General features: G+C 69.9%; 23 protein-coding genes and 3 pseudogenes. 14 read left to right on the top strand and 12 right to left on the bottom strand.

All coding sequences use genetic code 11. From position 1 onward, the window contains the following. The coding region (locus FGF04_RS24065) for an Rrf2 family transcriptional regulator (RefSeq protein WP_223146400.1) at positions 1-243 on the top strand (243 nt) is incomplete at its 5' end. Positions 244-311: 68 nt separating this feature from the next. On the opposite strand, the gene FGF04_RS24060 is transcribed toward FGF04_RS24065, so the two are convergent. Continuing rightward, positions 312-1,511: a globin domain-containing protein gene (locus FGF04_RS24060; RefSeq protein ID WP_149513354.1), complete on the bottom strand. Its 1,200-nt coding sequence runs from the start codon at positions 1,509-1,511 to the stop codon at positions 312-314. 378 nt (positions 1,512-1,889) lie between these two features. Here FGF04_RS24060 and FGF04_RS24055 point away from each other — a divergent pair, with 378 nt between their 5' ends. Then, positions 1,890-3,251: a glutamine synthetase family protein gene (locus tag FGF04_RS24055; protein ID WP_149513353.1), complete on the top strand. Its 1,362-nt coding sequence runs from the start codon at positions 1,890-1,892 to the stop codon at positions 3,249-3,251. Positions 3,252-3,432: 181 nt separating this feature from the next. Then, positions 3,433-3,794, top strand: a pseudogene (locus FGF04_RS24050) (transposase); the annotation flags it as partial. A gap of 34 nt (positions 3,795-3,828) precedes the next feature. Here FGF04_RS24050 and FGF04_RS24045 read toward each other — a convergent pair. Beyond that, the gene (locus FGF04_RS24045) at positions 3,829-4,146 is read right to left on the bottom strand and encodes an Imm51 family immunity protein (RefSeq protein ID WP_149513352.1); all 318 of its coding nucleotides are present in this window, start codon (positions 4,144-4,146) and stop codon (positions 3,829-3,831) included. A 222-nt stretch (positions 4,147-4,368) separates the two neighbouring features. On the opposite strand from FGF04_RS24045, the gene FGF04_RS24040 reads away from it, so the two are divergent. Further along, positions 4,369-4,623 (top strand): hypothetical protein, encoded by a 255-nt coding sequence (locus FGF04_RS24040; RefSeq protein ID WP_149513351.1) that lies wholly within the window; start codon positions 4,369-4,371, stop codon positions 4,621-4,623. A 52-nt stretch (positions 4,624-4,675) separates the two neighbouring features. Further along, a pseudogene (locus FGF04_RS24035) lies at positions 4,676-5,645 on the top strand (IS5 family transposase). A 121-nt stretch (positions 5,646-5,766) separates the two neighbouring features. Here FGF04_RS24035 and FGF04_RS24030 read toward each other — a convergent pair. Continuing rightward, positions 5,767-6,249 carry a helix-turn-helix domain-containing protein gene (locus FGF04_RS24030; RefSeq protein WP_235882459.1) on the bottom strand — a complete coding sequence of 161 codons (483 nt, stop codon included), beginning with the start codon at positions 6,247-6,249 and terminating at the stop codon, positions 5,767-5,769. 150 nt (positions 6,250-6,399) lie between these two features. Further along, on the bottom strand, positions 6,400-7,689 hold the full coding sequence (locus FGF04_RS24025; RefSeq protein ID WP_149513350.1) for a PIN domain-containing protein: 1,290 nt from the start codon (positions 7,687-7,689) through the stop codon (positions 6,400-6,402). Positions 7,690-7,948: 259 nt separating this feature from the next. On the opposite strand from FGF04_RS24025, the pseudogene FGF04_RS42090 reads away from it, so the two are divergent. From FGF04_RS42090 to FGF04_RS24010, 3 genes and pseudogenes are all read left to right on the top strand, one after another. After that, positions 7,949-8,035 (top strand): annotated as a pseudogene (locus FGF04_RS42090) (glutamine synthetase); the annotation flags it as partial. 10 nt (positions 8,036-8,045) lie between these two features. Continuing rightward, positions 8,046-8,423, top strand: a complete 378-nt coding sequence (locus tag FGF04_RS24015; RefSeq protein WP_149513349.1) for a hypothetical protein — start codon at positions 8,046-8,048, stop codon at positions 8,421-8,423. 291 nt (positions 8,424-8,714) lie between these two features. Beyond that, positions 8,715-9,332 carry an LppX_LprAFG lipoprotein gene (locus tag FGF04_RS24010; RefSeq protein WP_235882458.1) on the top strand — a complete coding sequence of 206 codons (618 nt, stop codon included), beginning with the start codon at positions 8,715-8,717 and terminating at the stop codon, positions 9,330-9,332. Between the two features lie 105 nt (positions 9,333-9,437). Here FGF04_RS24010 and FGF04_RS24005 read toward each other — a convergent pair whose 3' ends face one another. Genes FGF04_RS24005 through FGF04_RS23995 form a run of 3 tightly spaced genes read right to left on the bottom strand, consistent with a single transcriptional unit; the run spans position 9,438 to position 11,072 of the window. Continuing rightward, positions 9,438-10,259, bottom strand: coding sequence for an APH(3'') family aminoglycoside O-phosphotransferase (locus tag FGF04_RS24005; RefSeq protein WP_149513347.1), 822 nt, complete (start codon positions 10,257-10,259; stop codon positions 9,438-9,440). A gap of 25 nt (positions 10,260-10,284) precedes the next feature. Further along, positions 10,285-10,473, bottom strand: coding sequence for a hypothetical protein (locus FGF04_RS24000; RefSeq protein ID WP_149513346.1), 189 nt, complete (start codon positions 10,471-10,473; stop codon positions 10,285-10,287). A 14-nt stretch (positions 10,474-10,487) separates the two neighbouring features. Beyond that, positions 10,488-11,072, bottom strand: a complete 585-nt coding sequence (locus FGF04_RS23995; RefSeq protein ID WP_149513345.1) for an ArsR/SmtB family transcription factor — start codon at positions 11,070-11,072, stop codon at positions 10,488-10,490. A gap of 401 nt (positions 11,073-11,473) precedes the next feature. On the opposite strand from FGF04_RS23995, the gene FGF04_RS23990 reads away from it, so the two are divergent. Next, positions 11,474-12,610 (top strand): C40 family peptidase, encoded by a 1,137-nt coding sequence (locus tag FGF04_RS23990; RefSeq protein WP_149513344.1) that lies wholly within the window; start codon positions 11,474-11,476, stop codon positions 12,608-12,610. Between the two features lie 4 nt (positions 12,611-12,614). Continuing rightward, entirely contained in the window at positions 12,615-13,580 is a 966-nt protein-coding gene (locus FGF04_RS23985) for a hypothetical protein (protein WP_149513343.1), read from the top strand. A gap of 71 nt (positions 13,581-13,651) precedes the next feature. On the opposite strand, the gene FGF04_RS23980 is transcribed toward FGF04_RS23985, so the two are convergent. Further along, complete coding sequence (locus FGF04_RS23980) at positions 13,652-14,089, bottom strand: VOC family protein (RefSeq protein WP_149513342.1); 438 nt, start codon at positions 14,087-14,089, stop codon at positions 13,652-13,654. A gap of 164 nt (positions 14,090-14,253) precedes the next feature. On the opposite strand from FGF04_RS23980, the gene FGF04_RS23975 reads away from it, so the two are divergent. Then, the gene (locus FGF04_RS23975; protein WP_149513810.1) at positions 14,254-17,250 is read left to right on the top strand and encodes a bifunctional [glutamine synthetase] adenylyltransferase/[glutamine synthetase]-adenylyl-L-tyrosine phosphorylase; all 2,997 of its coding nucleotides are present in this window, start codon (positions 14,254-14,256) and stop codon (positions 17,248-17,250) included. Between the two features lie 79 nt (positions 17,251-17,329). Here FGF04_RS23975 and FGF04_RS23970 read toward each other — a convergent pair whose 3' ends face one another. Continuing rightward, complete coding sequence (locus tag FGF04_RS23970; RefSeq protein WP_149513341.1) at positions 17,330-18,217, bottom strand: SCO6745 family protein; 888 nt, start codon at positions 18,215-18,217, stop codon at positions 17,330-17,332. A 31-nt stretch (positions 18,218-18,248) separates the two neighbouring features. After that, complete coding sequence (locus FGF04_RS23965) at positions 18,249-18,797, bottom strand: YbhB/YbcL family Raf kinase inhibitor-like protein (RefSeq protein ID WP_149513340.1); 549 nt, start codon at positions 18,795-18,797, stop codon at positions 18,249-18,251. Between the two features lie 153 nt (positions 18,798-18,950). Here FGF04_RS23965 and FGF04_RS23960 point away from each other — a divergent pair, with 153 nt between their 5' ends. Beyond that, positions 18,951-19,643 carry a GntR family transcriptional regulator gene (locus tag FGF04_RS23960; RefSeq protein ID WP_149513339.1) on the top strand — a complete coding sequence of 231 codons (693 nt, stop codon included), beginning with the start codon at positions 18,951-18,953 and terminating at the stop codon, positions 19,641-19,643. A 15-nt stretch (positions 19,644-19,658) separates the two neighbouring features. Here FGF04_RS23960 and FGF04_RS23955 read toward each other — a convergent pair whose 3' ends face one another. Both FGF04_RS23955 and FGF04_RS23950 read right to left on the bottom strand, forming a co-directional pair. After that, complete coding sequence (locus tag FGF04_RS23955; protein WP_149513338.1) at positions 19,659-20,513, bottom strand: phosphatase PAP2 family protein; 855 nt, start codon at positions 20,511-20,513, stop codon at positions 19,659-19,661. A 117-nt stretch (positions 20,514-20,630) separates the two neighbouring features. Then, on the bottom strand, positions 20,631-21,680 hold the full coding sequence (locus FGF04_RS23950) for a LacI family DNA-binding transcriptional regulator (protein WP_268893785.1): 1,050 nt from the start codon (positions 21,678-21,680) through the stop codon (positions 20,631-20,633). A gap of 474 nt (positions 21,681-22,154) precedes the next feature. Here FGF04_RS23950 and FGF04_RS23945 point away from each other — a divergent pair, with 474 nt between their 5' ends. Further along, positions 22,155-23,429, top strand: coding sequence for an extracellular solute-binding protein (locus FGF04_RS23945; protein ID WP_149513336.1), 1,275 nt, complete (start codon positions 22,155-22,157; stop codon positions 23,427-23,429). A 108-nt stretch (positions 23,430-23,537) separates the two neighbouring features. After that, positions 23,538-24,542: a carbohydrate ABC transporter permease gene (locus FGF04_RS23940; protein ID WP_149513335.1), complete on the top strand. Its 1,005-nt coding sequence runs from the start codon at positions 23,538-23,540 to the stop codon at positions 24,540-24,542. Positions 24,543-24,552 lie beyond the last annotated feature (10 nt).

Raw genomic sequence — 24,552 nt, 5'->3', positions numbered from 1 at the left:
CTCACGCTCACCGAGGCGGGGCGGACGGCCTCGGTCGGCGCGGTCGTGCGGTCCTTCGAGGGGGAGGGTGACGTCGTCGACTGCGACGGGGCCGCGCCCTGCCCGCTGAGCTCGGGGTGCCGGCTGCGGGGCGCCTTGCGGCGGGCCCAGGAGGCGTTCTACGCCTCGCTGGGTCCGCTGACGGGGGAGGACATGGTCGCCGCCCCGACGGGGGCGCTGCTGCTGGGCATCACGATGAGGTAGGGCTCCGCCGGGGCTGTGTTCCGTCTGCGAGCCGGGGTGGGGGCGGGCCGCGCAGCTCCCCGCGCCCCTTACGGGGCGGCGAGCCAGAGGTCGGGGCCGAAGACCTCGTAGTGGATGTCGGCGGGGGCGAGGCCCTTCTCCAGGAGCTGGGCGCGGACCGCCCGCATGAAGGGGAGGGGTCCGCACAGGTACGCGCGCGTGCCCGGCGCCAGCGGCACTCCGGAGAGGTCGACCAGGCCGGTGCGGTCGGCCGGGTGGCCCGGCTGCGGCCGCTCGTACCAGAAGTGCGCCACCGCGTCCTCCAGCTTGGCCGCGTACGCCTCGTGCTCCGCCCGCAGTGCGTGCTCCGCGGGGGAGCGGTCGGCGTGCACCACGGTCACCGGGGCGCCGTGCCCGCTCGCCACGAGCTGCTCCAGCATGGCGATCATCGGCGTCACGCCGATGCCCGCGGAGGCGAGCAGCAGCGGGGTCCGGTCCCCGGCGTCGAGCACGAGATCGCCGTACGGGGCGGACAGTTCGAGCGTGCTGCCGACCTGCACGCGCGCGTGGAGGTGGTTGGAGACCTCCCCGTCGGGGGTCCCGCCGCCGTGCACCCGCTTCACCCCGATCCGGCGTACGGACGGATCGGGGGCGCCGACGATGCTGTACTGGCGCGCCTGGCGTGCGCCGTCCGGCAGTTCGACGCGTACGGAGACGTACTGGCCGGCCCGGAAGGCGGGCGCGGGGGCGCCGTCGGCGGGGCGGAGGAGGAAGGTCGCCACGTCGGCGGTCTCCGCGACGCGCTCGACGACCTCCCAGGTGCGCCAGCCGCCCGTACCGCTCGCCTCCGTCGCCGCGTACAGCCGCTTCTCGACGGCGACGAGCGCGTTCGCCATCAGCCAGTAGACCTCCGTCCAGGCGGCGGCCACCTGCGGGGTGACCGCCTCGCCGAGCACGTCGGCGAGGGCCGCGAAGAGGTGCTCGTGGACGACCGGGTACTGCTCGGGGGCGATGCCCAGGGAGGCGTGCTTGTGCGCGATGCGATGGAGCATCGCGTCGGGGCGTACGTCCGGCCGCTCGACGAGCTGGGCCGCGAAGGCGGCGAAGGCGCCGGCCAGGGCCTGGCGCTGGGTGCCGGAGGACTGGTTGCCCCGGTTGAAGAGGTCGCGCAGCAACTCGGGACGGGCCGCGAAGAGGCCCGCGTAGAAGCGGTCGCTTATCTCCGGCAGGGCCCCGCCGACGGCGGGAAGGGTGGCGCGGACGACGGCAGCGGACTGCTCGGACAGCATCGGGGCTCCTCGGCTCGGCTGACGGCACCGTATTAAAACTTGCATCTGAGATGCAACTTATAGGGAGTGCGGGAAGGGTGAGAGGGATCCGGCGAGGGAGACGGCTGGCATCCGGTAGGGGACACGGAGGGGGAGACGGCGGCGGTCGGCCGTTTCCTGCGCGGCGCCCAGCGGGCAAGATGGGCGTCGTGGCAGTAGTCATGGCAGCAGTCGTGGCAGTACATGTGCCGTACGTGCGGCGTTCGGGCGGAGGTCGGCCGGACGGACGGGGCCCGCAACGCGCATGAAATGCTGTTGTGGTGTGATGCGCAGGTGCCCGACCGCCTCCCTGGGACGGGAGCAGGCGGCCTGACCAGCAAGATTGGGTGGAAGCGGAAGATGGACAAGCAGCAGGAGTTCGTGCTCCGTACGTTGGAGGAGCGCGACATCCGTTTCGTACGCTTGTGGTTCACGGACGTGCTGGGCTTCCTCAAATCCGTGGCCGTGGCCCCGGCGGAGCTGGAACAGGCCTTCGACGAGGGCATCGGCTTCGACGGATCGGCCATCGAGGGCTTCGCCCGCGTCTACGAGTCCGACATGATCGCCAAGCCGGACCCGTCGACCTTCCAGGTCCTGCCGTGGCGCGCCGAGGCCCCCGGCACCGCCCGGATGTTCTGCGACATCCTGATGCCGGACGGCTCGCCGTCCTTCGCGGACCCGCGGTACGTGTTGAAGCGGTCCCTGGCCAAGGCCTCCGACCTGGGCTTCACCTTCTACACGCACCCGGAGATCGAGTTCTTCCTGCTGAAGGACAAGCCGACGGACGGCTCACGGCCGACCCCGGCCGACAACTCCGGCTACTTCGACCACACCCCGCACAACGTCGGCATGGACTTCCGCCGCCAGGCGATCACCATGCTGGAGTCGATGGGCATCTCGGTCGAGTTCTCCCACCACGAGGGCGCGCCGGGCCAGCAGGAGATCGACCTGCGGTACGCGGACGCGCTCTCCACGGCCGACAACATCATGACGTTCCGGCTGGTCATGAAGCAGGTGGCGCTGGAGCAGGGCGTCCAGGCGACGTTCATGCCCAAGCCGTTCAGCGAGCACCCCGGTTCGGGGATGCACACGCACCTCTCGCTCTTCGAGGGCGACCGCAACGCGTTCTACGAGTCGGGCGCCGAGTACCAGCTCTCCAAGGTCGGCCGCTCCTTCATCGCGGGCCTGCTGAAGCACTCGGCGGAGATCGCCGCGATCACCAACCAGTGGGTCAACTCGTACAAGCGCATCTGGGGCGGCTCCGAGCGCACCGCGGGCGCCGGCGGCGAGGCCCCCTCGTACATCTGCTGGGGCCACAACAACCGCTCGGCCCTGGTCCGCGTCCCGATGTACAAGCCGGGCAAGACGGGTTCGGCGCGGGTGGAGGTCCGCTCGCTCGACTCGGGCGCGAACCCGTACCTGTCGTACGCGGTCCTGCTGGCGGCGGGCCTCAAGGGCATCGAGGAGGGCTACGAGCTGCCGCCGGGCGCCGACGACGACGTCTGGGCCCTGCGCGACGCGGAGCGCCGCGCGCTGGGCATCGAGCCGCTGCCCCAGAACCTGGGCGAGTCGCTGACGCTGATGGAGCGCAGCGAGCTGGTCGCCGAGACACTCGGCGAGCACGTCTTCGACTTCTTCCTCCGCAACAAGCGCCAGGAGTGGGAGGAGTACCGCAGCGAGGTCACGGCCTTCGAACTGCGGAAGAACCTGCCGGTGCTGTAGTTGCAGGTCACGGTACGTTCTTCACCGCATTGAGGCGTGGGGGCCGACGGTCACGGACCGTCGGCCTTTCGGCTCCTCGCTGGCCTGCGCCGTCTCCGGGCCGTCCGGAGTGGTGCCGCCGTAGAGACTGTCCACGCCTCCATCGTTGCCGGTGCCTAGTGCTGTGACCGCATGGGTTCACCGGGTTGCTCGTCCGGACGGCGCCCCGATCTGTGTGATCCTCGACAACCTCTCCGCCCACCTGAACTGGAAGATCCGCAGGTGGCGACAGAGAACGAGATCGAGCCGTGCTTCGCACCCACCTACGCGTCCTGGGCCAATCCCATCGAGGCTCACTTCGGCCTGCTGCGGCAGTTCACCCCGGCCAACTCCAACCATCCGAACCACGCCGTCCAGCCCCGGGTCCTGCATGCCTGCCTATGCTGCCGGAACGACGACGCCCGTAACCCTGACGCCCTGGTCGCCCAACGACGCGAGCCCGCACGCATCCGCAGCGAACGAGGTCTCGGCTGGAGCGGCAGACCACTGCTGGCTGCAGCCTGACTTCGCCCAGTTCGGGGAAGTCACGGGACAGCCCTTAGTCATCGAACTCGAAGCCCGAATTCTCCGCACGGGCAATGATGTCCCGGACTGCCTCGGGGCTCGTGATGACGGATTCAACGGCGGTCTTGAGCCGCGCAAGGTCGCTAGAACTCCCGATCGCGTAGAACATGCCAGCCTCGCTGTCGAAACCGAGGCGCTCTGCAATGTCCGGCCAGGCAAACCGCACGAGACCTTCCCAGAAGTACCCGTTCGGCTCGTGCCCGGTGGCAGTTACTGCGGCATCGGCAGCCAGGCCACCGGCATCCAGCGTCAGCGAGTGTTCGCCGTCGAAGTCATGCAGGTTGATGGTCACGGCGCGATCCTCTCAGGTCCAGTGCACAGGCTGCCCGATCCTTCGAACTACTCATCCAGTCCCTCACCGATCCCGATTCCGGGCACCTTCCGGTCACGGCACTAGGGCCTTTATCTGGTCGTGATCAATCTGTGGGAGCGCCCCGTCTCGTGGCACGATCTGGTAGATCATCTGTGTATGGCCTGGAGGGGAAACTCTCCGGAACAAAAGGCGGGAACAGCAGTGGACGAGGTAACGGAAGACATTCGTGAGCTGGCGGCCGATGGTGCCGGTCTGCTTGCGATGATCGAGGCGCTCAGAGGTGACGAGGGCTTCACTCTCACCCCGCTGCGTCTGCTGCTGGCCCTTGACAAGGCTCTCGGGATCCCCTGGACGGAAGCCCGGGACCTTCTCGGCCTCCTTGACCCGGACCTGCGTCCGATCGGCCCGGCCGAGGACGTGGAGAAGCGGTTCACGGCGCTACTGCAGCGGTCGTGATGAATCGTGGGACTTGCCCACGTCTCGTGAGTGATCTGGCAGATCGTTATGCATGACGTGGGTGCAACTGACGGGCAGGGCATGGGAGTTCATCGAGCCGTACCTGCCGTACGGCGCGTACGGCCCGTATCCCGAGCGGCTGCGGCAGCAGTTCGAGGGCGTGATCTGGCGCTTCAAGACAGGTGGGTAGTGGCGGGACGCCGCGTCTTCGAGGCCCTGCTGGAGGGTCTGACAGCTGAGGCTGCGAGGCGTGGTGAGGTGGATTTGTCGCTGGTCAGCGTGGATTCGACCACCGCCCGCGCCCATCACGACGCCGCCGGGATGCAGCTCGGTGAGGAGGTGCTCAGTGCCCTGGAGAAGGCCGCCGCGAAGGAGGGTAAGGACCTGTCAAAGGGGGCGATGAGCAAGGACAAGACGGACGATCCGGCGGCAGCGATCCGGGTCGGCAAAAACAACGCCACCGGCGAAGGCGACACCGACTCCGACTGAAAGCGGCCCTGCTCGGGCACTGGCGCAGCGGCCAGACCAGCAAGATCCACATCGCCGCCGACCGCAAGTGCTGTCCGCTCGCGCTTATCCTGACCGCCGGACAGGTCGCCGACAACCCGCAGTTCATCCCCGTGCTGAAGAAAGTGCGCGTCCCCGGACCGGTCGGCCGTCCCCGCATCCGGCCGGACGCGGTCGCCGGTGATAAGGCGTACTCGTCCCGCGGCAGCCGTTCCTGCCTGCAGCGACGCCAGATCAAGGCAGTCATCCCGGAGGAGAAGGGCCGCAGGGGCGGTTGACCCGTCGGTCACAACACCGCTCTCCACAAGGAGAGGAACACTGTCGAGCGCCTGATTAACAAGCTGAAAGTCTGGCGCGGCATCGCCACCCGCTACGACAAGACCCCTCAGAGCTACCTCGCCGACCTACACCTGCGCGCCTCCATGATCTGGATCAACGCCTTATGCGAATCAACCCTTGATCACGACCAGATGCAGGCCCTAGCCCAGCGCGTCGTCATACCGGCCGTTTGCTAGGAGGGCGTGTGCGCCGGATCGTGCGGCTGATGCTGGTATGAGCGGGTCGTCCGATTCGCCGATCTTCGCGAGCGTCGTCGCGGCGAGGTGGTGAGTACGAGCCGAGACGGCCCATCAGTTGCTACGGTCCTTGCCGCGTCGTGCCGCTCGCTCCTCCAGCTCCTGCGCAGTTTGGAGGAGTGCGGAGTGCGGCGATGACGCTGCCGAGCCGCCCACCCTGGTAGTCGTTCCACGCGTGCTCCACACGTACGGCTGTGGGTACGGGTGTAGGAAGCTGCACCTCAGCCCCAAGACCGAAGAGCAAACGAGACAGCCGGCGCGGGCTCATGAGCGCGTCGCACACGGCCGGAACGTCGTCCTGCTGCCTCTCGTCCTCCATAAGCACGCTTTGACCGAGCAGATCACTGAGGGGCACGCGCATGATGTGCGACAGCTCCGCGAGCATGTCGATACGGGGAGGCTTCCGGCGCCCCGTATCGATCTTCGCCAACCAGTCAGTGCTACGCCCGACCAGTCCGGCGAGCACCTCTTGTGTATAGCCGCGTCGCTTCCGGTAGAACGCGATGCGTTCACCAATGCTGAGGTGATCTCCAATTCCACGCATTCCGAGCTGCCTCCCGCGGTCGTAAAGGGCCCACTTCGCAGTATTGACGAGTCGATAGAGCGGGTAGGCCGCGGCTCTAATTACGAGTGTTAGGGGTTCGAAGTGAAGCGCTAAGAAGTGGGCGAGATTAATTTCCGAACCCAGAGAGGTCTACTCGTTCCCTGGAGGAATGTGATCGGTTCTCGTCACCCGACTTCCATATACATTTTTCATGATGAAAGGGAATCTTTTGTGCAAGTATTCAGGTAGCGTGATGGAAATACCGTCATCTGTCTCTTCTGCGCTGGATATAGCTCGCTCGAATAGGTCGTAATCCTCCTGCTTGGATTCCAGCATGGTTTCGGCGAACTCGACCTCTTGGTCGATCAGGTCTAGATCCCAAGGGGCCAAGTCGGTCCCATCGCTCTCGGATTTCTTTGCGAGGGCTGCCTGGTACTTAATTTTCGCCGACTCGAGGTCTCGCGTGATTGATTCAGCGAATGGCTGGATAATCTCTAGCGGAATTACTTTGGTTGCCGTTTTCCAGGGAAATTGATAGACGTTGCTTTCGACCATTTGTGCTTGCACCAACGTCTGATCGCTAATCGATTCGCTAGATCTATGCCTAGCGGTTTTAAGAAAAGTGGGAAACTTCATTATGTGGAATGCGACACCTGCTCGCTTTTGGATCTCCTCTACCAGCTCCTCTCGTGGTCCAATTGTGAAGTCTAGCACCTTGGTGACCCAATCTTCTTTGTCGTCGTTGGAGACGAATAGGATCGGAGTCTTGCTGTTTTCCGCTACGGTTAGAATCTGCTCCCAGACGAAGTAGTCTCCGTGAGGGTTTGTAGCTTTGTTCCCGTCCTTGTAGCCTGGAGGCTTCTTCTGGTTTCGGCGATCCTCCGCCTCCTTAAGGGCCGTCTTCTTTTGTTCAACAGTGAATGGCTTTCCTACTCTACCGCTGTAGATCTCCGAGAGGTGATGCAAGATCGGGTCATCGTTAAGGACTCGCTTTAAGTCGAGGTCGAACCGTTCTTCAAAGTCCCGGATCTCCTTTGCTGCCGATTCGAATGCCTTGCCGAGAGGGAGCTGCAATGCCTCTTTCTCTTCGTCGGTCAGGGCGCATCGATTGGCGAACTCGCTAAGTTTTTGCAAAGTTTGACTTCGCAATGTTCCGAGGGATTTACTAATTGCTTCATAGAAGTCGATTTGATCCTTTGCGGCCTTGATGCGATTTTTGTGAAATTCCGATGCCACTTGATGGGGGATGTGCGTCCTTTCCGCCACGGAAGCGAGAACTCCAAGGATTTCCTGACGGGCGACAGGTGTGACTCGATAGAGGTCAAGTAGAACATTAGCGTCAAGCACTATGGTTGATGAATTAAAGGCGTCTTCTTCCTCTTTTTTTGTGAGGCGTCTATAGCTGGAAAATTCAGTCAAGAAAGAGTTGTCCGAGTTCATTGCATCTCCCCGGTGCGAGTGACCTGGCTGGCAGTAGCAATAGGCTGCCACAGATGTACCCAGGGCGAGGTCGAATCTCCTGAGAGTGCGGTCATGCATGCTGGCCCTCGTCCGTTAGTCTTCTGGACCGGCCCCGGGCCGTCTGTGGGTCGTCAAGGGGCGGCCCACAGCGACCAACAGTGACCAATGACGACCGCTTGACCACAGGTCGGCGCTGCACCAATGTCGATCGCGCGAGGTCGCTCCGGGCCAACGTCACTTTCTGCGCAACAAGCGCCAGGAGTGGGAGGAGTACCGCTCCGAGGTGACGGCCTTCGAACTGCGGAAGAACCTGCCGGTGTTGTAGGAGACCTTCGGTGAAGGACTGGGAGGACGACGAGTACTGCCTCTATGTCAACGGAGGAGAAGGCTCGGACCTCTGGAGTCTGCTGGCGGACTGGTCCGGCAGCGAGGACGAACGGGAGTGGCCGCGGCACATTCCGCGCTTCTCCCGGCTGATCCGCTGCTGGCAGCCGCTCGGCTTCATCAAGGTGTTCCGGTCGGACGCATGGCCGGCTGACCACACCGGTGAGGAGGTCTGCGGGCAGGAGCTGGACGAACTGCTCGCGGACCCCGGCAGCTGGACGTACACGGAGGAACCGACCCGCTGGATCTGCGTGGCCTCCGGCGACCGCGACATCCAGGAGCTCGAAGAAGGTATGTGCGATCAGGAGACGGTGATCACCGCCTCCTGACGCAGGGACGTCATAGTGCCTTCGGCCCTCCGCCGGTTCCGTGCGAAGATCGTCAGGCCCTTTCGGGCCCCGTCCCACCGCAGTGACGATTCCTCGGAGAATCTCGGAGAACCCATGCGCCGCGTACCCCTCCTCTCCGTTGCCCTCCTTCTGCTCTGCACCGCCTGTTCCGGCGGTGGGGACGGTGACTCGGAGGAGAGGGCGAAGGAGGGCGCGGATCATGGGGCTGTCGTGCGTGCCGCGGTCGATAGGGCGAGTGCCGACAGCGCCCGGCTGGACGAGACGGTTGAGATGCGGGCCAGGGACAGTTCCACGACGTACGTGTTCTCGATCGGTGGCGCCTTCGATCTGGCGGGCGACCGGGGCCGGCTCACGGTGGGGCTCGACGACAGCGGTATGGAGCCCGTCGAAGAGGTCTTCGTCGGCGACACCGTCTATGTACGGGGCTCGCGGGCCGTGGACGAGGGCAAGTGGGCCTCGGCCGCCCGCGACGAGGCCCTGACCCGCTACTTCCTGCGCGCGCCGCTGAACGACCCCGAGCACCTGCTCCGCCAGGTGAAGGCGATGCGGCAGGTCACGAAGGAGGGCGAGGAGCAGGTGGACGGCGTCTCCGCGGTGCACTACCGGGGCACGGTCGACCACGCCACCGCGACGCTCCGGATGACGGCGGAGACGAAGCGGGGGCTGGCCGAGGTGCGCGAGAAGCTGGGTGAGGACGTGCCCGTCTACGCGGATGCGTGGGTCGACGGGAAGGGCCGCGCCGTGCGGGTCCGGCTGTCCTACTTCGGCGGCATGAAAGCGGTGACGACTATGACCCTGTCGGACTTCGGTGTACCGGTGAAGGCGGAGGCCCCGCCGGCCGAACGGGTCGTTCCGGTGACGGCGGGCGAGGACGTTCTGCTGGCCTGAGCGGGGGCGCCTCGCGGCGGGTGGGCGGCGCCGGGCACCCGGGTACCGGCAGGCGTTCGTGTCGCCGGGCCGGAGCCGGGCGGGCCCCTGGTCCCCGGGAGTCGGTCAGCCCCAGGTGAGCGGGTCCAGGTGGAGGTAGAAGCGCAGGCGGTCGTGGTCGAGGGTGATGCCGTACCGCTCGGCGAAGGACCTGTCCGCCTCCTCAGCCTGCTCCTCGTCCCGCCACGTCTCCCGTGCGTTGGTGAGCAGCAGCGCCAGGTCGGCGTAGCGGTCGGCCGGTCCCAGGCGGCCCAGGTCGATGAAGCCCGACACGTCCAGGGTGTGCGGATCGAGCACGATGTTGGGCAGACACAGGTCCCCGTGGCAGACGACCGTGTCGGCGACTTCCTGCTCCCGTCGCCGTGGGAGCTGCGGGGTGAGGCGGTCCAGCAACTCCGCGGCGGGGATGTGCTGTTGGTCGACGGGGAGGAACTCCGGGTTGACGGCGTCGCGCGCCACGACGTCGCGTGCCGTGGCGACCATGGCGTCCAGGCCCCGGCGGAAGGGGCACCGGGCCACGGACGTCCCGTGCAGGCGGCGGACCGCGTCCGCGATGCGTTCCCAGGCGGCCCGCAGGTCTTCGGCGGACACCTGATCGGCCGGTACGCCGGAGACGGCACTCGTCACCAGACAGGCGCCGGCGTCCCCGGACCGCCAGTCGAGCACCCGGGGACCGGGCACACCCTGATCGCTCAGCCAGGCGCTCCGGTCGCGCTCGGCCGCCAGGCCGGCCGCGTCCGCGGCGGGCACGCACTTGGCGTACCGGGTGGCGTCCGCGCTGCGGAAGACAGCCGCTCCCGACTCGCCCGCGGTGACGGGCGCCCAGCCGCCGTCGTCCACGCCGCACAGCACCGGCGACAGGGTCCGGGTTCCGGGGCGCTCACTCATGGCCGCCACCCTAGCCAGCCCGGCGTCAGCAAACGGCGGTCGCCGGGCCGGGTGTCGTCGTCAGTCGCAGGCCTATCTCCACGAGGGTCCAGCCCAGGCGGGTGCGGAGGTCCCGGCGGGGCCGGGCCGAGGCGGCGAGCCGGTACGCGTCGGCCTCGGCGCGGAGTTCGGCGGCGCGGGCGTGGTGCAGGGCGAGGGAGGTCTCAGGGTGCATCGGGCTGCGGCCTTTCATTCCGTGGTGAGAGGGAACGCGCGGGTCTGGATGCGTACTTGGGCGGTGTCGGCCTCGTCCTCGCCGGCGGCCCGGTCGCGGTAGGTGTCGACGAGGGCGTGCATCTTCTCGACGAGCTCCCGGGTCAGTTCCGGCGTCAGCCGCAGGGTCGCGCTGCTCATGTCCCAGGTGCGGTTCCACTCCTCCGGCCACGACTGGCGGTTGCCGAGCCAGGTCGACAGGTCCCGGGTCTGGGCGGTAGCGACCTCGTGGAGGTACGTGTCGGCGGCCCCGCGTACGTCGGGAGCGGCGTCCGTGAACAGCGCGTCGTCGAAGCGCAGGCCCTTGTGGACCGCCTTCCACCACCGCTCCCGCCCCTTGCCCCGCTCGGGGGCGTCCTCGATGAAGCCGTGGGCCGCGAGCTGGCGCAGGTGGTAGCTGGTGGCCCCGCTCGACTCGCCGAGCTGCCCGGCGAGTTGGGAAGCGGTGGCCGGACCGCCGAAGCGCAGGGCGTCCAGCAACTGCATGCGCAGGGGGTGCGCGAGCCCGCGCAGGGAACGGGCGTCGAGATTGCGGACTTCTGGATCCTGAGGCTCGGGCATGCGTACAAAGGTAAGCTTGCAAAGGATGCGTTGCAAGGTTTTCTTTGCATCTTTTGGTGGCGGGTGGCCTGCACCCTGAGGGCGCTCGGGCGGTCGTGGACGCAGGCTGTACGGCGCGCGCTGTCGTCCACCCGTACGCGGACCCGGCGTACGGGTTCACCCCATGGACCGTACCGATAACCCTCCGTGACCATGGGTGGCGTGGCGGAGTTGGTGGGTGTGGGTCGACGGAGGGGTCGGGATGGCGGACGGTGCGGGTGGGGCGACATAGGGGGCAGGGGTACGGGGGAAGGTAGTGTGTTCGAGGCTTGAACGGCCCACCGGATGAACCGTGGTGGCCACCGCGGCGGGCACCACGTCCCGCCCGAGCCGCCTGCACGCGACCTCTGAGAGTGAAGCTGATGAACGTGTCGACCGGCGGCAGACGGCTGCGGAGCCCCGCCACCATAACGACCCTTGTCCTCGCCATCTCCCTGATGTCGGCGCCGAGTTACGCGGCTCCGGGCGAACCCGACCCACGGGGCGGGTCCATCGAGGAGATCCACGCCCAACTGGAAGGCCTCTACCGCACCGCGGAGGTGGCCACCGAGGCGTACAACGCCGCCAACGAGAAGGCCACCAAGCAGGAGAAGCGGCTCAAGAGCCTCCGCAAGGACCTGGCCCGGTCCGAGACCAAGGTGGACGAGCTCCAGAAGCTGTCGGGCGCCGCCGCCCGTACCCAGTACCGCGGCGGCGACCTCGCCGCCACCGGCGTCCAGTTGCTGCTCGGCGAGCACCCCGACCAGGCGCTGAACGAGGCGTCCCAGGCCCGGCAGGCACTGCGCAGCCTGGTCAACGTCGCCGAGACCCAGAAGGCGGCCCGCGCGAAACTGGACCGGCAGACCGACAGCGCCGAGAAGGAGCTGCGCAAGCTCCGCGACAGCCGCGCGGACAAGGCCGAGGCGAAGAAGAAGATCGAGGGCAAGATCGCCGAGGCCGAGCAGGTCGAGGCCGGGCTGAAGGCGGACGAGGCCCGCAGGCTCGCCCAGTTGGAGAGGGACAAGGCCAAGGAGGCCGAGGCCCAGTGGGCCTCCTCCGGCGGCGGCACCTCCACCGGCGGCGGTTCGGGCGGCTCCGGCGGCAGCGGGGGCGGAGGCGGCGGTGGCGCCGGGAACGGCGGCTCGCTCGGCGGCGGGTCGCCGGCGACCGGCGCGGCCGCCAAGGCGGTCGACTTCGCCATGGCGCAGATCGGCAAGCCGTACGGCTGGGGCGCCGTCGGCCCGTCGGCGTACGACTGCTCGGGACTCACCTCCGTGGCCTGGGCGCGCGCCGGCCACCCCATCCCCCGTACCTCGCAGGCGCAGTGGGCGGGGCTGACCCGGGTGAGCCTGTCCTCCGCGAAGCCCGGCGACCTGATCATCTACTTCAACGACGCCACCCACGTGGGCATGTACATCGGGAACGGGAAGATCGTCCACGCCCCGCGGCCCGGACGCACGATCACGGTCGCACCGGCCGCCTCCATGTCCATCCTCGGTGTCGTCCGACCTGGAGCCTGAGCGGATGCAGCACTCGTCGTCGTCCCACTCGCCGGTCCCCCGCGGGCAGGGGAACCTGCCCGTGCTCAGCGCGCCGCCGCTGGTCCGCCTCGACGCCTACGTGGCCGAGGACGGGTCGACGGTGGTCAACGGGCACCTGTTGCAGATGGGCGGGAAACGGCCGCCGAACGAGGCGATCCTCGACGCCGTCGCCATGTTCGCCCGGACCCTGGGCGCACCGGTGGCGGCCACCGTCATCGACCGGACCGTGATGCAGGTGGCCCGCGTGCGGGTCTACCCCGACGGGTCGAGCCGCACCATCGCCGACGAGGACGACCTGCCGCCCGGGCACGAGCGCACCGCCGCCGAGGAGGCCGCGTTCCCGCCGCTCGCCCGGGTCGAGCGGGTCATCCAGCACGCGCAGCGCGAGGAGCTGCACGCGGCGTTCGTCCTCGCCAGCGCACTGCGGGAGCACCTCACGCTGCGCAGGGGCGCCGAGGACGAACTCTCCCTGGAGGCCCGGGCGATCGAGGCGTACCTCGCGTACCTGCGCGGCGACTACACGCTCTCCATCACCCTCGCGCTGACCGTCGCCCGCATCCGCTGCCGCGTCGACCTGAACCGGGCGGCGCCCGACGTGGCCCGCGCCACGGCGGCCTGGCAGCGGCTGGAGGACGAGGCGCAGATCGCCACCCGCGGGCAGGAACTGCTGCGGATGTGGGAACAGCTGTCGGCCGGGGGACTGCTGCTGGAACCGTCCCACCAGGCCATGGCGCGGGCCGTGCAGAGCCGGCTCGCACAGGGCGGACGGTCCGTGCAGGCGCCGTCCGGGGCACCGGCGCTGCCCCCCGGCCAGGCACAGGGCGCGGGGCGGACACCGGCGGCCGGTCCGGGGGCGCTCGCCCCCGAGGACCAGCCGCTCAGGCCCGCGCGGCGCGGGATGCGCCGCTTCACCCGCTGGCCCGGCCGCTCCGCCGGAACGGCGTCCTGACCCGGCTCGCCGACCAGACCCGCCGGTCCTGCCCGGTCCGGCGCAGGATCGGGCAGGACCGTACCGCTCCGCTACTGCTGCGCCGCCTGCTCCGCCATCAGCCGGTGCAGCGGCTTCGCGGCGCGTTCGCGGTACTCCTGGATGGCCCAGCCGTTGCCGTCCGGGTCCGTGAAGTGCATGAACGTACCGCCGTCCTGCGGCGCGTACTGGACGGGCTCGGTGACGTCCAGGCCCCGCGCCCGCAGTTCCTCGTACGCCGTCTTGGCGTCCGCGACCACCAGCTGCAGCCCGTGGTACGTGCCCGGCTGCGGTGTCCCCGTCGGGCTCGGCACGCCCTGGGCGAGCGCGATCGAACACCCCGAGCCGGGCGGCGTCAGCTGCACCACGCGCGAACCCGGCATCACCTCCGTGTCGAGGTCGACGTGGAACCCCAGCTTGTCCTGGTAGAAGGCCTTCGCCCGGTCGATGTCGGTGACCGGCAGCATGATCACTTCGAGGGCCATGTCCATGGAACGACTCCTTCGTCGTACGGAAGCGAACGGCTCCCTCCCACCGAAACGGAAAACGTCCCCCGGCGCCACCGAGTCGGCGAAGACTCTCCGGGCGCTTCTCCCGGTACTCCGGTTAGGCTCAAGGCCGTACGACCTTGATCGCTGGGAAGGCGGAGGCCGCGATGACGGTGCCGGGGCGCAGGAGCAGTACCTTCTCGCGGCTGCTGCGGCACGGGTTCACCGATCCGTCGGCCGCCGAGCGGCTGCTCGACAGCCCGGAGCTCGCGGCGGTGACGAACGACCCGGTGCTGCTCGACGCGCTCGGTGCCACCGCCGACCCGGACCTGGCGCTGCTCGGGCTCGTCCGGCTCGTCGAGGCGCAGCAGGACGACGCGGGGCGGCGCGAGCTGCTCGACACGCTGATCGCGTCGAAGCCGCTGCGCGACCGGCTGCTCGGGGTGCTCGGCGCCTCCGCGGCGTTCGGCGACCACCTCGCGCGCCACCCGCTCGACTGGCAGTCCCTGGTGACGTACGAACCGCGGGACCTGCACCCCGGGGTCGAGGAGTTCGAGCGCGGGCTCGCCGAGGCCGCCGACCCGGTGTCGCTGCGGATCGCCTACCGCCGGTGCCTGCTGTCCATCTCCGCCCGTGACGTGTGCGGGACCACCGATGTCACGCAGGTCGCCGCGGAGCTGGCCGACCTCGCGACCGCCACGCTGCGGGCGGCGCTCGCCATCGCGCGGGCCGCCGCCCCCGAGGACGCCGCGATGTGCCGGCTCGCGGTGATCGCGATGGGCAAGTGCGGCGGCCACGAGCTGAACTACGTCTCCGACGTCGACGTCATCTTCGTCGGGGAGGCCGCCGAGGGGGTCGACGAGGACAAGGCCGTGCGGGCCGCCACCCGGCTCGCCGCCCACCTCATGCGCATCTGCTCCGAGACCACCGTCGAGGGGTCCATCTGGCCCGTCGACGCCAACCTGCGCCCCGAGGGCCGCAACGGCCCGCTCGTGCGCACGCTCAGCAGCCACCTCGCCTACTACCAGCGGTGGGCCAAGACCTGGGAGTTCCAGGCCCTGCTGAAGGCCCGGCCGGTCGCGGGCGATGTCGCGCTGGGCCAGAGCTACGTCGACGCGCTGTCCCCGCTCGTGTGGCAGGTCGCCGAGCGCGACAACTTCGTCGCCGACGTGCAGAAGATGCGGCGGCGCGTCGTCGAGAACATCCCGCCCGCCGAGGTCGAGCGCGAACTGAAGCTCGGGCCGGGCGGGTTGCGGGACGTCGAGTTCGCCGTACAGCTGCTGCAGCTGGTGCACGGCCGCGTCGACACGTCGTTGCGCAGCCGCACCACGCTGGACGCCCTGGAGGCGCTGGCCGCGGGCGGGTACGTGGGCCGCGTCGACGCCGGGCAGTTCGACGAGGCCTACCGGTTCCTGCGGTCCATGGAGCACCGCATCCAGCTCTTCCGGCTGCGGCGCACCCACCTGGTGCCCGAGGACGAGGCGGACCTGCGGCGGCTGGGGCGCTCGCTGGGCCTGCGCAACGACCCCGTCGCCTCGCTGCACCGCGAGTGGAAGCGCCACGCGGGCGTCGTACGGCGGCTGCACGAGAAGCTCTTCTACCGGCCGCTGCTCGACGCCGTCGCCCAGCTCGCGCCCGGCGAGACCCGGCTGAGCCCCGGTGCCGCGCGCGAGCGGCTGGTCGCGCTCGGGTACGCGGACCCCGCCGCCGCGCTGCGCCACCTGGAGGCGCTGGCCTCCGGCGTCTCCCGCAAGGCCGCCATCCAGCGGACCCTGCTGCCCGTCCTGCTGGGCTGGTTCGCCGACTCCGCCGACCCCGACGCCGGGCTGCTCAACTTCCGCAAGGTCTCCGACGCGCTGGGCAAGACCCCCTGGTACCTGCGGCTGCTGCGGGACGAGGGGGCCGCCGCCGAGAACCTCGCCCGGGTGCTGTCCGCCGGACGGCTCGCGCCCGACCTGCTGATGCGGGCGCCGGAGGCCGTGGCCCTGCTCGGCAACGGCAGCGGCGGCGGGCTCGTCTCCCGCACCCGCGCCCACCTGGAGCAGGAGATCCTCTCCGCGGTGGGCCGGGCCGGCACGGGCGAGGCCGCGGTCACCGCCGCGCGCGGCGTACGGCGGCGGGAGCTGTTCCGCACGGCCGCCATCGACATTCTCGGTTCGTACGGCACCGAGGAGACGCCCGCCGGCGCGGACCCGGGCGCGCTGGTGGACCTCGTCGGCGGCGCCATCTCGGACCTCACCGCGGCGACGCTCGCCGGCACCCTGCGGGCCGTCGTCCGGGACGGCTGGGGCGACGAACTGCCCACCCGCTTCACCGTCATCGGCATGGGCCGGTTCGGCGGCCACGAGATGGGTTACGGCTCCGACGCCGACGTGCTCTTCGTCCACCAGCCCCGGGCGGGCGTGGCCGAGGAGGAGGCCGCCCGCGCCGCCAACACCGTCGTCTCCGAGATGCGGCGGCTGCTGCAGATCCCCAGCGCCGACCCGCCGCTGCTGATCGACGCCGACCTGCGGCCCGAGGGCAAGTCCGGCCCGCTCGTACGGACGCTGAAGTCGTACGAGGCCTACTACCGCCGGTGGTCGCTGGGCTGGGAGTCGCAGGCGCTGCTGCGGGCCGAGGTCGTCGCGGGGGACGCCGAGCTGGGGGCGATGTTCCTCGAACTCGCCGATCCGCTGCGGTACCCGGAGGATGGCCTCGGGGACGATGCCGTGCGGGAGATCCGGCGGCTGAAGGCGCGGATGGAGGCCGAGCGGATGCCCCGCGGCGCCGACCCGACGCTGCACACCAAGCTGGGCCGGGGCGGGCTGTCCGACGTGGAGTGGACCGTGCAGCTGATGCAGCTGCGGCACGGGGCCGCGCAGCCGGGGCTGCGCACCACCCGTACGCGCGAGGCGCTCGCGGCGGCGCTGGCGGCCGGGCTGGTCTCCGAGGAGGACGCGTCCGTCCTGGACGAGGCGTGGGTCCTGGCGACCCGGGTGCGCAACGCCGTGATGCTCGTGCGCGGGCGGGCCGGGGACACGTTCCCGTCCGACGGCCGGGAGCTGGCGGCCGTGGGCCGCTACCTGGGCTACGGTCCCGGGCACGTGGGAGACATGCTCGACGACTACCGCCGTACGACGCGGCGGGCGCGGGCGGTCGTGGACGAACTGTTCTACTCGGGCTGACGCCGGACCCGCCGTTCCGGGACCGGCCCCGCAACGGCAGACTCAGGCTGGACGGACACCCCGGCCCGCAGTCGTACGCCTAGGCCGGGCGGATGCCCCGGAACGTCCCCGCCGCCGTGAACGCCTCGGTGATCGGCGCGAGGAGCTCGGCGAGGCGGCGGGCGCCCGCGGTGCCGATCGGCGCCCAGAGCGCGGCGCAGTGCTCGTCCGTCTCCGCCTCGATCCGCTCGCGCGCCGCACGGCCGGAGCCGGTCAGGACGCCGTCGCGGTCGAGCCAGCCGCGCGCGGCGAGGCGGGCCGTCGCCGCGGCCCACTCCCGGTCGTCCCACCGGCGGGTGGCCCGGGCGACGGGCACCGGGAGGCCGCCCGCCGCGGTGTGCAGGACGAGGCAGTCGCACGGCCCGAGGCCGTGGTCGGCGAGCACGACGAGATGCGCGTCGCCGCGCCACTCGCGCGCCACCGTGATCTGCTGCCACAGCGCGACGAGCGGATCGGCCGGCAGCGCGACCGACGCGTTCGCGGCGGCCAGCACCTTGCCGGCGAAGTCGGCGCCGGCCACGACCGGGTCGATCAGCGAGCGCGCCTCGGCCAGGTGCCCGGCCGTGAGGCGCACGCCGACCCGCCGCATCGCCCGCCCGGCGGCCGAGAAGCGGGCGGCCTGCCACCGCCCGGGCGGCGCGGCGTCCCACACGCCCTCCATGGCCCGTACCGCCCGGGGGCTGAAGTTGTAGAAGGCCGCGAGCACGACCTGCCAGGGGACCGCGCCCAGCGCGGCCGACCGGAACGCCAGGTACGCCGGTCCCCGGCCGGTCACCCCGAGCCCGGCGGCCGCCTCGGCGGTCTCGGGCACGAGGTAGGTGAACAGGTGCGCCGCGCTCACGGCGTCGCCGATTTCGCGGACGGCGCTCAGGTCCGTCGGACCGCCGCCGACGCGGACGGCGCCGGGACGGTCGTCGAGGTGGGTCACGGTGGGTTCTCCCGGGAGTCGGACCCCGCCGTCAGGCGGCGGTCCCGTCGGCGGTGGTCTCGGCGGTCGCGGTCAGCACCGCGCGGCCGAGGGTGTGACCGGCCATGGTGAAGCCGAGGAAGGCCGGGGTGGCGTCGGCCGGGACGCCGACGGACGCGGTGTCGAGGGCGTGCACCACGACGAAGTAGCGGTGCGGGCCGTGCCCGGCCGGCGGGGCGGCGCCCAGGTAGCGGGCCAGCCGGGCGTCGTTGGGCAGCTGGTACGCGCCCTCGGGCAGGCCCGTGCCCATGTCGTCGCCGGCGCCCTCGGGCAGCTCGGTGACGGTGGCGGGGATGTCGGCGACCGCCCAGTGCCAGAACCCGGACCCGGTGGGGGCGTCGGGGTCGTAGACGGTCACGGCGTAGCTCCTGGTGCCGTCCGGGGCGCCGCTCCAGGACAGCTGCGGGGAGAGGTCCTTGCCGCCGGGCAGGCCCGAGGCGCGCTGCTCGGGCGGCCAGGGGGCCCCGTCGGCGACGGCGGTGCTGGTGACGGTGAAGGACGCGGCCTCGGGGAGGCGGGCGAAGGGGTCGTTGGCGTGCACGGATGTTCCTCTCAGGACGGGTGCCGGGCAGCGCGAAGACGCCGCGCCGGTCGGTCGGCGGTCAGCCGGCGCTCAGGCGTCGGTCAGTCGGCCGTACAGAATCGACAGTAGCAGTAATAATCGATTATCTACAGGATCGTCTATGCTGAGGCCATGACTGCCACGTCTCACGGTCCGGCTCCCGCCGGGAAGCAGATGCTCTCCGAGCAGGTCCACGCACACCTGCGGGACGCGATCATGCGCGGGGAGCACGCCCCCGGCGCCGCCCTGAAACCGCAGGACCTCGCCAAGGAGCAGGGCGTGAGCCTGGCGGTCGCGCGCGAGGCGCTCGTGCGGCTGGTCGGGGAGGGGCTCGCCGACCGGCTGCCCAACCGCGGGTTCGCGGTCCCGTCCTTCTCCGACCGCCGGTGGCAGGAGATCGCGGAGGCCCGCCGGACCGTCGAACCGGCCGTGCTGCGGATGTCCGTCGAGCGCGGCGACGTCGACTGGGAGGCCCGGGTGCGCGCCGCCCACCACCGCCTGGTCCGCACCCCGGCCTATCTGCCGGAGGAGGGCGAGTACTACACCGAGGCCTGGTCCGAGGCGCACCGGGTGTTCCACCGCACGCTGCTGGAGGGGTGCGGCAACCCCGTGCTGCTGGAGACCTTCGACCGGCTGTGGACCGCGAGCGAGCTGGCCCGCCGCTGGTCGGCGCTGCGCGCCCCCGGCCGGGACGCCGCGAAGGAGCACCGCATGCTGGAGGAGGCGGCGCTGGCCCGCGACGCCGACACCGCGGCCGCGGTCCTGGTCCGGCACCTCACCCTGACCGCCGCGGCGCTGGCCGGCGAGCCGGACCCGGACGCCTGATCCCCGCCGCTCAGGTCACCTGAGGCGTACCGTGCCGGCCGGCACCGAGCGCGGCAGCGCGTGGGGGAGCGCCCCGTACCAGACCCGCGTGACCCCGTAGCCGAACGCCAGGCAGGCCATGCCGCCCACCGCGTCCAGCCAGAAGTGGTTGGCGGTGGCGACGATGACCACCAGGGTCGCGGTGGGGTAGAGCAGGCCGAGGACCCGCACCCAGGGGACCGAGGCCAGCGCGAAGATCGTGAGGCCGCACCACAGCGACCAGCCGATGTGCATGGACGGCATCGCGGCGTACTGGTTCGACATGCTCTTCAGGTCGCCGGACGCCATCGAGCCCCAGGTCTGGTGGACCACGACCGTGTCGATGAAGTCGTTGCCGTTCATCAGGCGCGGGGGAGCGAGCGGATACAGGTAGTAACCGACCAGGGCCACACCGGTGGTGGCGAACAGGACCGTGCGCGTCGCCGCGTACCGGCCCGGATGGCTGCGGTAGAGCCACGCCAGGACGCCGATGGTCACCACGAAGTGCAGCGTCGCGTAGTAGTAGTTCATGCCCACGATCAGCCAAGTCACCGAGTTCACGGCATGGTTGACCGACTCCTCGACGGCGATGCCGAGGTGGTGCTCCAGCTCCCAGAGCCAGTCGGCGTTCTCCAGCGCCTGGGTGCGCTGCTCCGGGACCGCGTTGCGGATCAGTGAATAGGTCCAGTAACTGACTGCGACGAGCAGGACCTCGAACCAGAGCCGGGGGCGGCGGGGCGTACGCATCCGCCGCAGGAGACGGTGTCCCGCGCTGCCGTGCGCCTCGTCCGCGACGGGCTGTGGAGGGGCCTGCTCCTGGCCTTCCAGTGTCGTCACGGTGCTCTCACCCATAGGGACAGAGTCTGCCAGATGAGCCTTTCCCCACCGATCATCCCTTGGGTGGGTCCGGGCCGCACGTCCTACACCTGAGGTAGGTGAAGCACTACTCCCTGCGCACGAGGGCGTCACCTACTGGACGCGGTCCTGGGCGCGGTTGCGGTCCCCGGGGGCCGAAGCCGTCGATCCGCGCACCACCAGCTCCGGCATGAACACGAACTCGCTGTGGGGCGCGGGCGTCCCGCCGATCTCCTCCAGCAGCGTGCGCACCGCGGCCTGGCCCATGGCCGGGACCGGCTTGCGGACCGTGGTCAGGGGCGGGTCGGTGAAGGCGATCAGCGGGGAGTCGTCGAACCCGACGACGGAGATGTCGTCGGGCACTTCGAGACCGCGCTGGCGCGCCGTGCGTATCGCACCCAGCGCCATCATGTCGCTCGCGCAGACGATCGCCGTGCAGCCGCGGTCGATGAGCGCCGCCGTGGCCGCCTGCCCGCCCTCCAGCGTGTACAGCGAGTGCTGGACCAGGCGCTGCTCGATGTCGTCCGTGGCCAGACCCAGCAGGTCCTGCATGGTGCGGACGAAGCCCTCGATCTTGCGCTGCACCGGGACGAACCGCTTGGGCCCGAGCGCGAGGCCGATCCCGGTGTGGCCGAGCGAGACGAGGTGGGTGACCGCGAGGGCCATCGCCGCGCGGTCGTCGGGCGAGATGAAGGGGGCCTGCACCTTGGGCGAGAAACCGTCGACGAGGACGAACGGCACTCCCTGCCCGCGCAGTTGCTCGTAGCGCTGCATGTCCGCGGAGGTGTCCGCGTGCAGGCCCGAGACGAAGATGATGCCGGCGACCCCCCGGTCGACCAGCATCTCGGTCAGCTCGTCCTCGGTGGAGCCGCCCGGGGTCTGGGTGGCGAGGACCGGGGTGTAGCCCTGCCGGGTCAGTGCCTGGCCGATGACCTGGGCCAGGGCCGGGAATATGGGGTTCTCCAGCTCCGGGGTTATCAGCCCGACGAGGCCTTCGCTGCGCTGCCGCAGCCGCACGGGCCGTTCGTAGCCCAGCACGTCGAGGGCGGCGAGGACGGACTGGCGCGTGGTGGCGGCGACGCCCGGCTTCCCGTTCAGGACGCGGCTGACGGTCGCTTCGCTCACCCCCGCCTGCGCTGCGATGTCGGCAAGCCGTGTGGTCACGGGATTGGACTGTACCGGCCGGGAATCGCGTTGCCCACCGACCGAACGCCGTGTACGGGCAGTTGGACGGCCCGCTCCGGGCTGCTGCGTCATCGCGGTCCCTCGTGATTCTGGTCGGCGGGGTGGTCGTGGTCGGCCGCCGGCGCCCGCGCGGACGGGGTGGGTCCTGCAAGGCACCGAGGGGTCGATGATCCTCGGGACCGACCGGTATGGCAAGAGCTTGCAGAGTCTTGCACAGGGCCCCCACCCCCGCTGAACCGCCTGGGACACGGCCTCGGGGCGGTCGAGCGGAGGTTACGGCGGGGTAACTGTCTGCCGGTCTTGCATTTTTTTGCTGCAAGGTCTTTCGCGCCGCTTACATCGCTGTTACGTTCACGTCGCCCGGCGGCGGCAACGGTGCGGCCGGCGAATCGGCGGGGACGGCGGACGGGGCCGTTCCCCCAGGACACGGGCTTTCACCCTCAAGGAGAACTCATGCGGCGTGGCATAGCGACCACCGCACTGGTGGCGTCCCTCGCCCTCGCGGCGACGGCCTGCGGCGGAGACGGCGACGACAGCGGCAAGGCGGGCGGCCCGGTCACCCTCACGTGGTGGGACACGTCCAACGCCACCAACGAGGCGCCGACGTACAAGGCCCTCGTGAAGGAATTCGAGAAGGCCAACCCGGACATCAAGGTCAAGTACGTCAACGTGCCCTTCGACCAGGCGCAGAACAAGTTCGACACCGCCGCCGGCTCCAAGGGCGCCCCGGACATCCTGCGGTCCGAGGTCGGCTGGACCCCCGCCTTCGCCAAGAAGGGCTTCTTCCTGCCGCTCGACGGCACCGAGGCCCTCGCGGAGCAGGACAAGTTCCAGCCCAGCCTGATCGAGCAGGCCAAGTACGAGGGCAAGACGTACGGTGTGCCGCTGGTCACCGACACCCTCGCGCTGGTCTACAACAAGGCCCTCTTCGAGAAGGCCGGCCTCGACGGGGCGCCCACCACCTGGGACGACCTCAAGGCGGACGCCGCGACCATCAAGGGCAAGACGGGCGTCGACGGCTACTGGGGCTCCACCCAGGCCTACTACGCGCAGTCCTTCCTGCACGGCGAGGGCACCGACACCGTCGACGCCGAGGCCAAGAAGATCACCGTCAAGTCGCCCGAGGCGGTCAAGGGCTACAAGACCTGGCAGGGCCTGTTCGACGGCAAGGGCCTGCACAAGGCCGACACCACCGCCGACGCGTACGCCCACATCCAGGACGCCTTCGTCAACGGCAAGGTCGCCTCGATCATCCAGGGCCCGTGGGAGATCACGAACTTCTACAAGGGCTCGGCCTTCAAGGACAAGGGCAACCTCGGCATCGCCACCGTCCCGGCCGGCTCCACCGGTGAGGCGGGCGCCCCGACCGGCGGCCACAACCTCTCGGTGTACGCGGGCTCGGACAAGGCCCACCAGGAGGCCTCGCTGAAGTTCCTGAAGTTCATGACCTCGGCGAAGTCCCAGGAGACCGTCGCCCTGAAGAACTCCACGCTGCCGACGCGCGAGGACGCCTACACCACCGAGGTCAAGTCCGACCCGGGGATCGCCGGCTACCAGGGCGTGCTCTCCGCCGCCCAGCCGCGCCCGGCGCTGCCCGAGTACAGCTCCCTGTGGGGTCCGCTCGACGACGAGCTGCCGAAGATCGCCGGCGGCAAGGTGTCCCTCGACAAGGGCCTGGGCAACGCGGAGACCGCGATCGCCAAGCTGGTCCCGGACTTCAGCAAGTGAGCCCGGGTGGCCGCCGGACCGTCCCCGGCGGGACGGTCCGGCGGCCACCGGCCGTACCCGTGACAGGCCTGCCGACCAGTCCCTGAATTCCCCAGAAGGTGTCGAACCATGACAGTCGTCGTCGACCGCGCGACCGGCAAGCGCCGCGGTGACCGGGCCCCGCGCCCCGGTCCGCTGCAGCGCCTGAAGCACGCGTACCAGAAGTACTGGTACGCGTACGCGATGACCGCCCCGGTGGTCGTCGTGCTCGGTGTGCTGGTGCTCTATCCGCTGGTGCGCGGCATCTACCTGACGTTCACCGACGCCACCAGCCTCAACTCGGCCCGCACGATCGGCGTCAACCACATCGACGCCACCTACGAGTTCATCGGCCTGGACAACTACGCCGACATCCTCTGGGGCCCCACCGCCTACGACCGCTTCTGGTCGCACTTCGTCTGGACGATCGTGTGGACGGCGCTGTGCGTGCTGCTCCACTACGCCATCGGGCTCGGGCTCGCGCTGCTGCTCAACCAGAAGCTGCGCGGCCGCACCCTCTACCGGCTGATACTCGTCCTGCCGTGGGCCGTGCCGACCTTCGTCACCGTCTTCGGCTGGCGCTTCATGCTCGCCGACGCCGGCATCATCAACTCCCTGCTGGACGCGGTGCACCTGCCGTCGCCGCTCTGGCTGGAGGACACCTTCTGGCAGCGGTTCGCCGCGATCATGGTCAACACCTGGTGCGGCGTGCCGTTCATGATGGTCTCGCTGCTCGGCGGACTGCAGTCCATCGACGCCGTCCTGTACGAGGCGGCCGAGATGGACGGCGCCAACGCCTGGCAGCGCTTCCGGCACGTGACCCTGCCGGGCCTGCGGTCCGTCAGCTCCACCGTCGTGCTGCTCGGCATCATCTGGACGTTCAACCAGTTCGCGATCATCTTCCTGCTGTTCGGCAACACCGCGCCGGACGCGCAGATCCTCGTCACCTGGGCCTACCAGCTGGGCTTCGGCCAGCAGCCGCGCGACTACGCGCAGTCCGCCGCGTACGGCGTCCTGCTGCTGTCCATCCTGATCGTCTTCACCTCCGTCTACCGGCGCTGGCTGGCCCGCAACGAGCAGCAGCTCGCGAGCTGAGGCAGGAGTC

The sequence above is a fragment of the Streptomyces apricus genome, assembly GCF_008369065.1.
GTDB lineage: Bacteria > Actinomycetota > Actinomycetes > Streptomycetales > Streptomycetaceae > Streptomyces > Streptomyces apricus.
This window is presented reverse-complemented; position numbering and strand designations above follow the sequence as displayed.

Coding starts and splice junctions, on each gene's coding strand:
- FGF04_RS24060 (WP_149513354.1), bottom strand. CDS start 1,511: ATGCTGTCCGAGCAGTCCGCTGCCGTCGTCCGCGCCACCCTTCCCGCC.
- FGF04_RS24055 (WP_149513353.1), top strand. CDS start 1,890: ATGGACAAGCAGCAGGAGTTCGTGCTCCGTACGTTGGAGGAGCGCGAC.
- FGF04_RS24030 (WP_235882459.1), bottom strand. CDS start 6,249: ATGCGTGGAATTGGAGATCACCTCAGCATTGGTGAACGCATCGCGTTC.
- FGF04_RS24025 (WP_149513350.1), bottom strand. CDS start 7,689: ATGAACTCGGACAACTCTTTCTTGACTGAATTTTCCAGCTATAGACGC.
- FGF04_RS24010 (WP_235882458.1), top strand. CDS start 8,715: ATGCGGGCCAGGGACAGTTCCACGACGTACGTGTTCTCGATCGGTGGC.
- FGF04_RS24005 (WP_149513347.1), bottom strand. CDS start 10,259: ATGAGTGAGCGCCCCGGAACCCGGACCCTGTCGCCGGTGCTGTGCGGC.
- FGF04_RS24000 (WP_149513346.1), bottom strand. CDS start 10,473: ATGCACCCTGAGACCTCCCTCGCCCTGCACCACGCCCGCGCCGCCGAA.
- FGF04_RS23995 (WP_149513345.1), bottom strand. CDS start 11,072: ATGCCCGAGCCTCAGGATCCAGAAGTCCGCAATCTCGACGCCCGTTCC.
- FGF04_RS23990 (WP_149513344.1), top strand. CDS start 11,474: ATGAACGTGTCGACCGGCGGCAGACGGCTGCGGAGCCCCGCCACCATA.
- FGF04_RS23985 (WP_149513343.1), top strand. CDS start 12,615: ATGCAGCACTCGTCGTCGTCCCACTCGCCGGTCCCCCGCGGGCAGGGG.
- FGF04_RS23980 (WP_149513342.1), bottom strand. CDS start 14,089: ATGGACATGGCCCTCGAAGTGATCATGCTGCCGGTCACCGACATCGAC.
- FGF04_RS23975 (WP_149513810.1), top strand. CDS start 14,254: ATGACGGTGCCGGGGCGCAGGAGCAGTACCTTCTCGCGGCTGCTGCGG.
- FGF04_RS23960 (WP_149513339.1), top strand. CDS start 18,951: ATGACTGCCACGTCTCACGGTCCGGCTCCCGCCGGGAAGCAGATGCTC.
- FGF04_RS23955 (WP_149513338.1), bottom strand. CDS start 20,513: ATGGGTGAGAGCACCGTGACGACACTGGAAGGCCAGGAGCAGGCCCCT.
- FGF04_RS23945 (WP_149513336.1), top strand. CDS start 22,155: ATGCGGCGTGGCATAGCGACCACCGCACTGGTGGCGTCCCTCGCCCTC.
- FGF04_RS23940 (WP_149513335.1), top strand. CDS start 23,538: ATGACAGTCGTCGTCGACCGCGCGACCGGCAAGCGCCGCGGTGACCGG.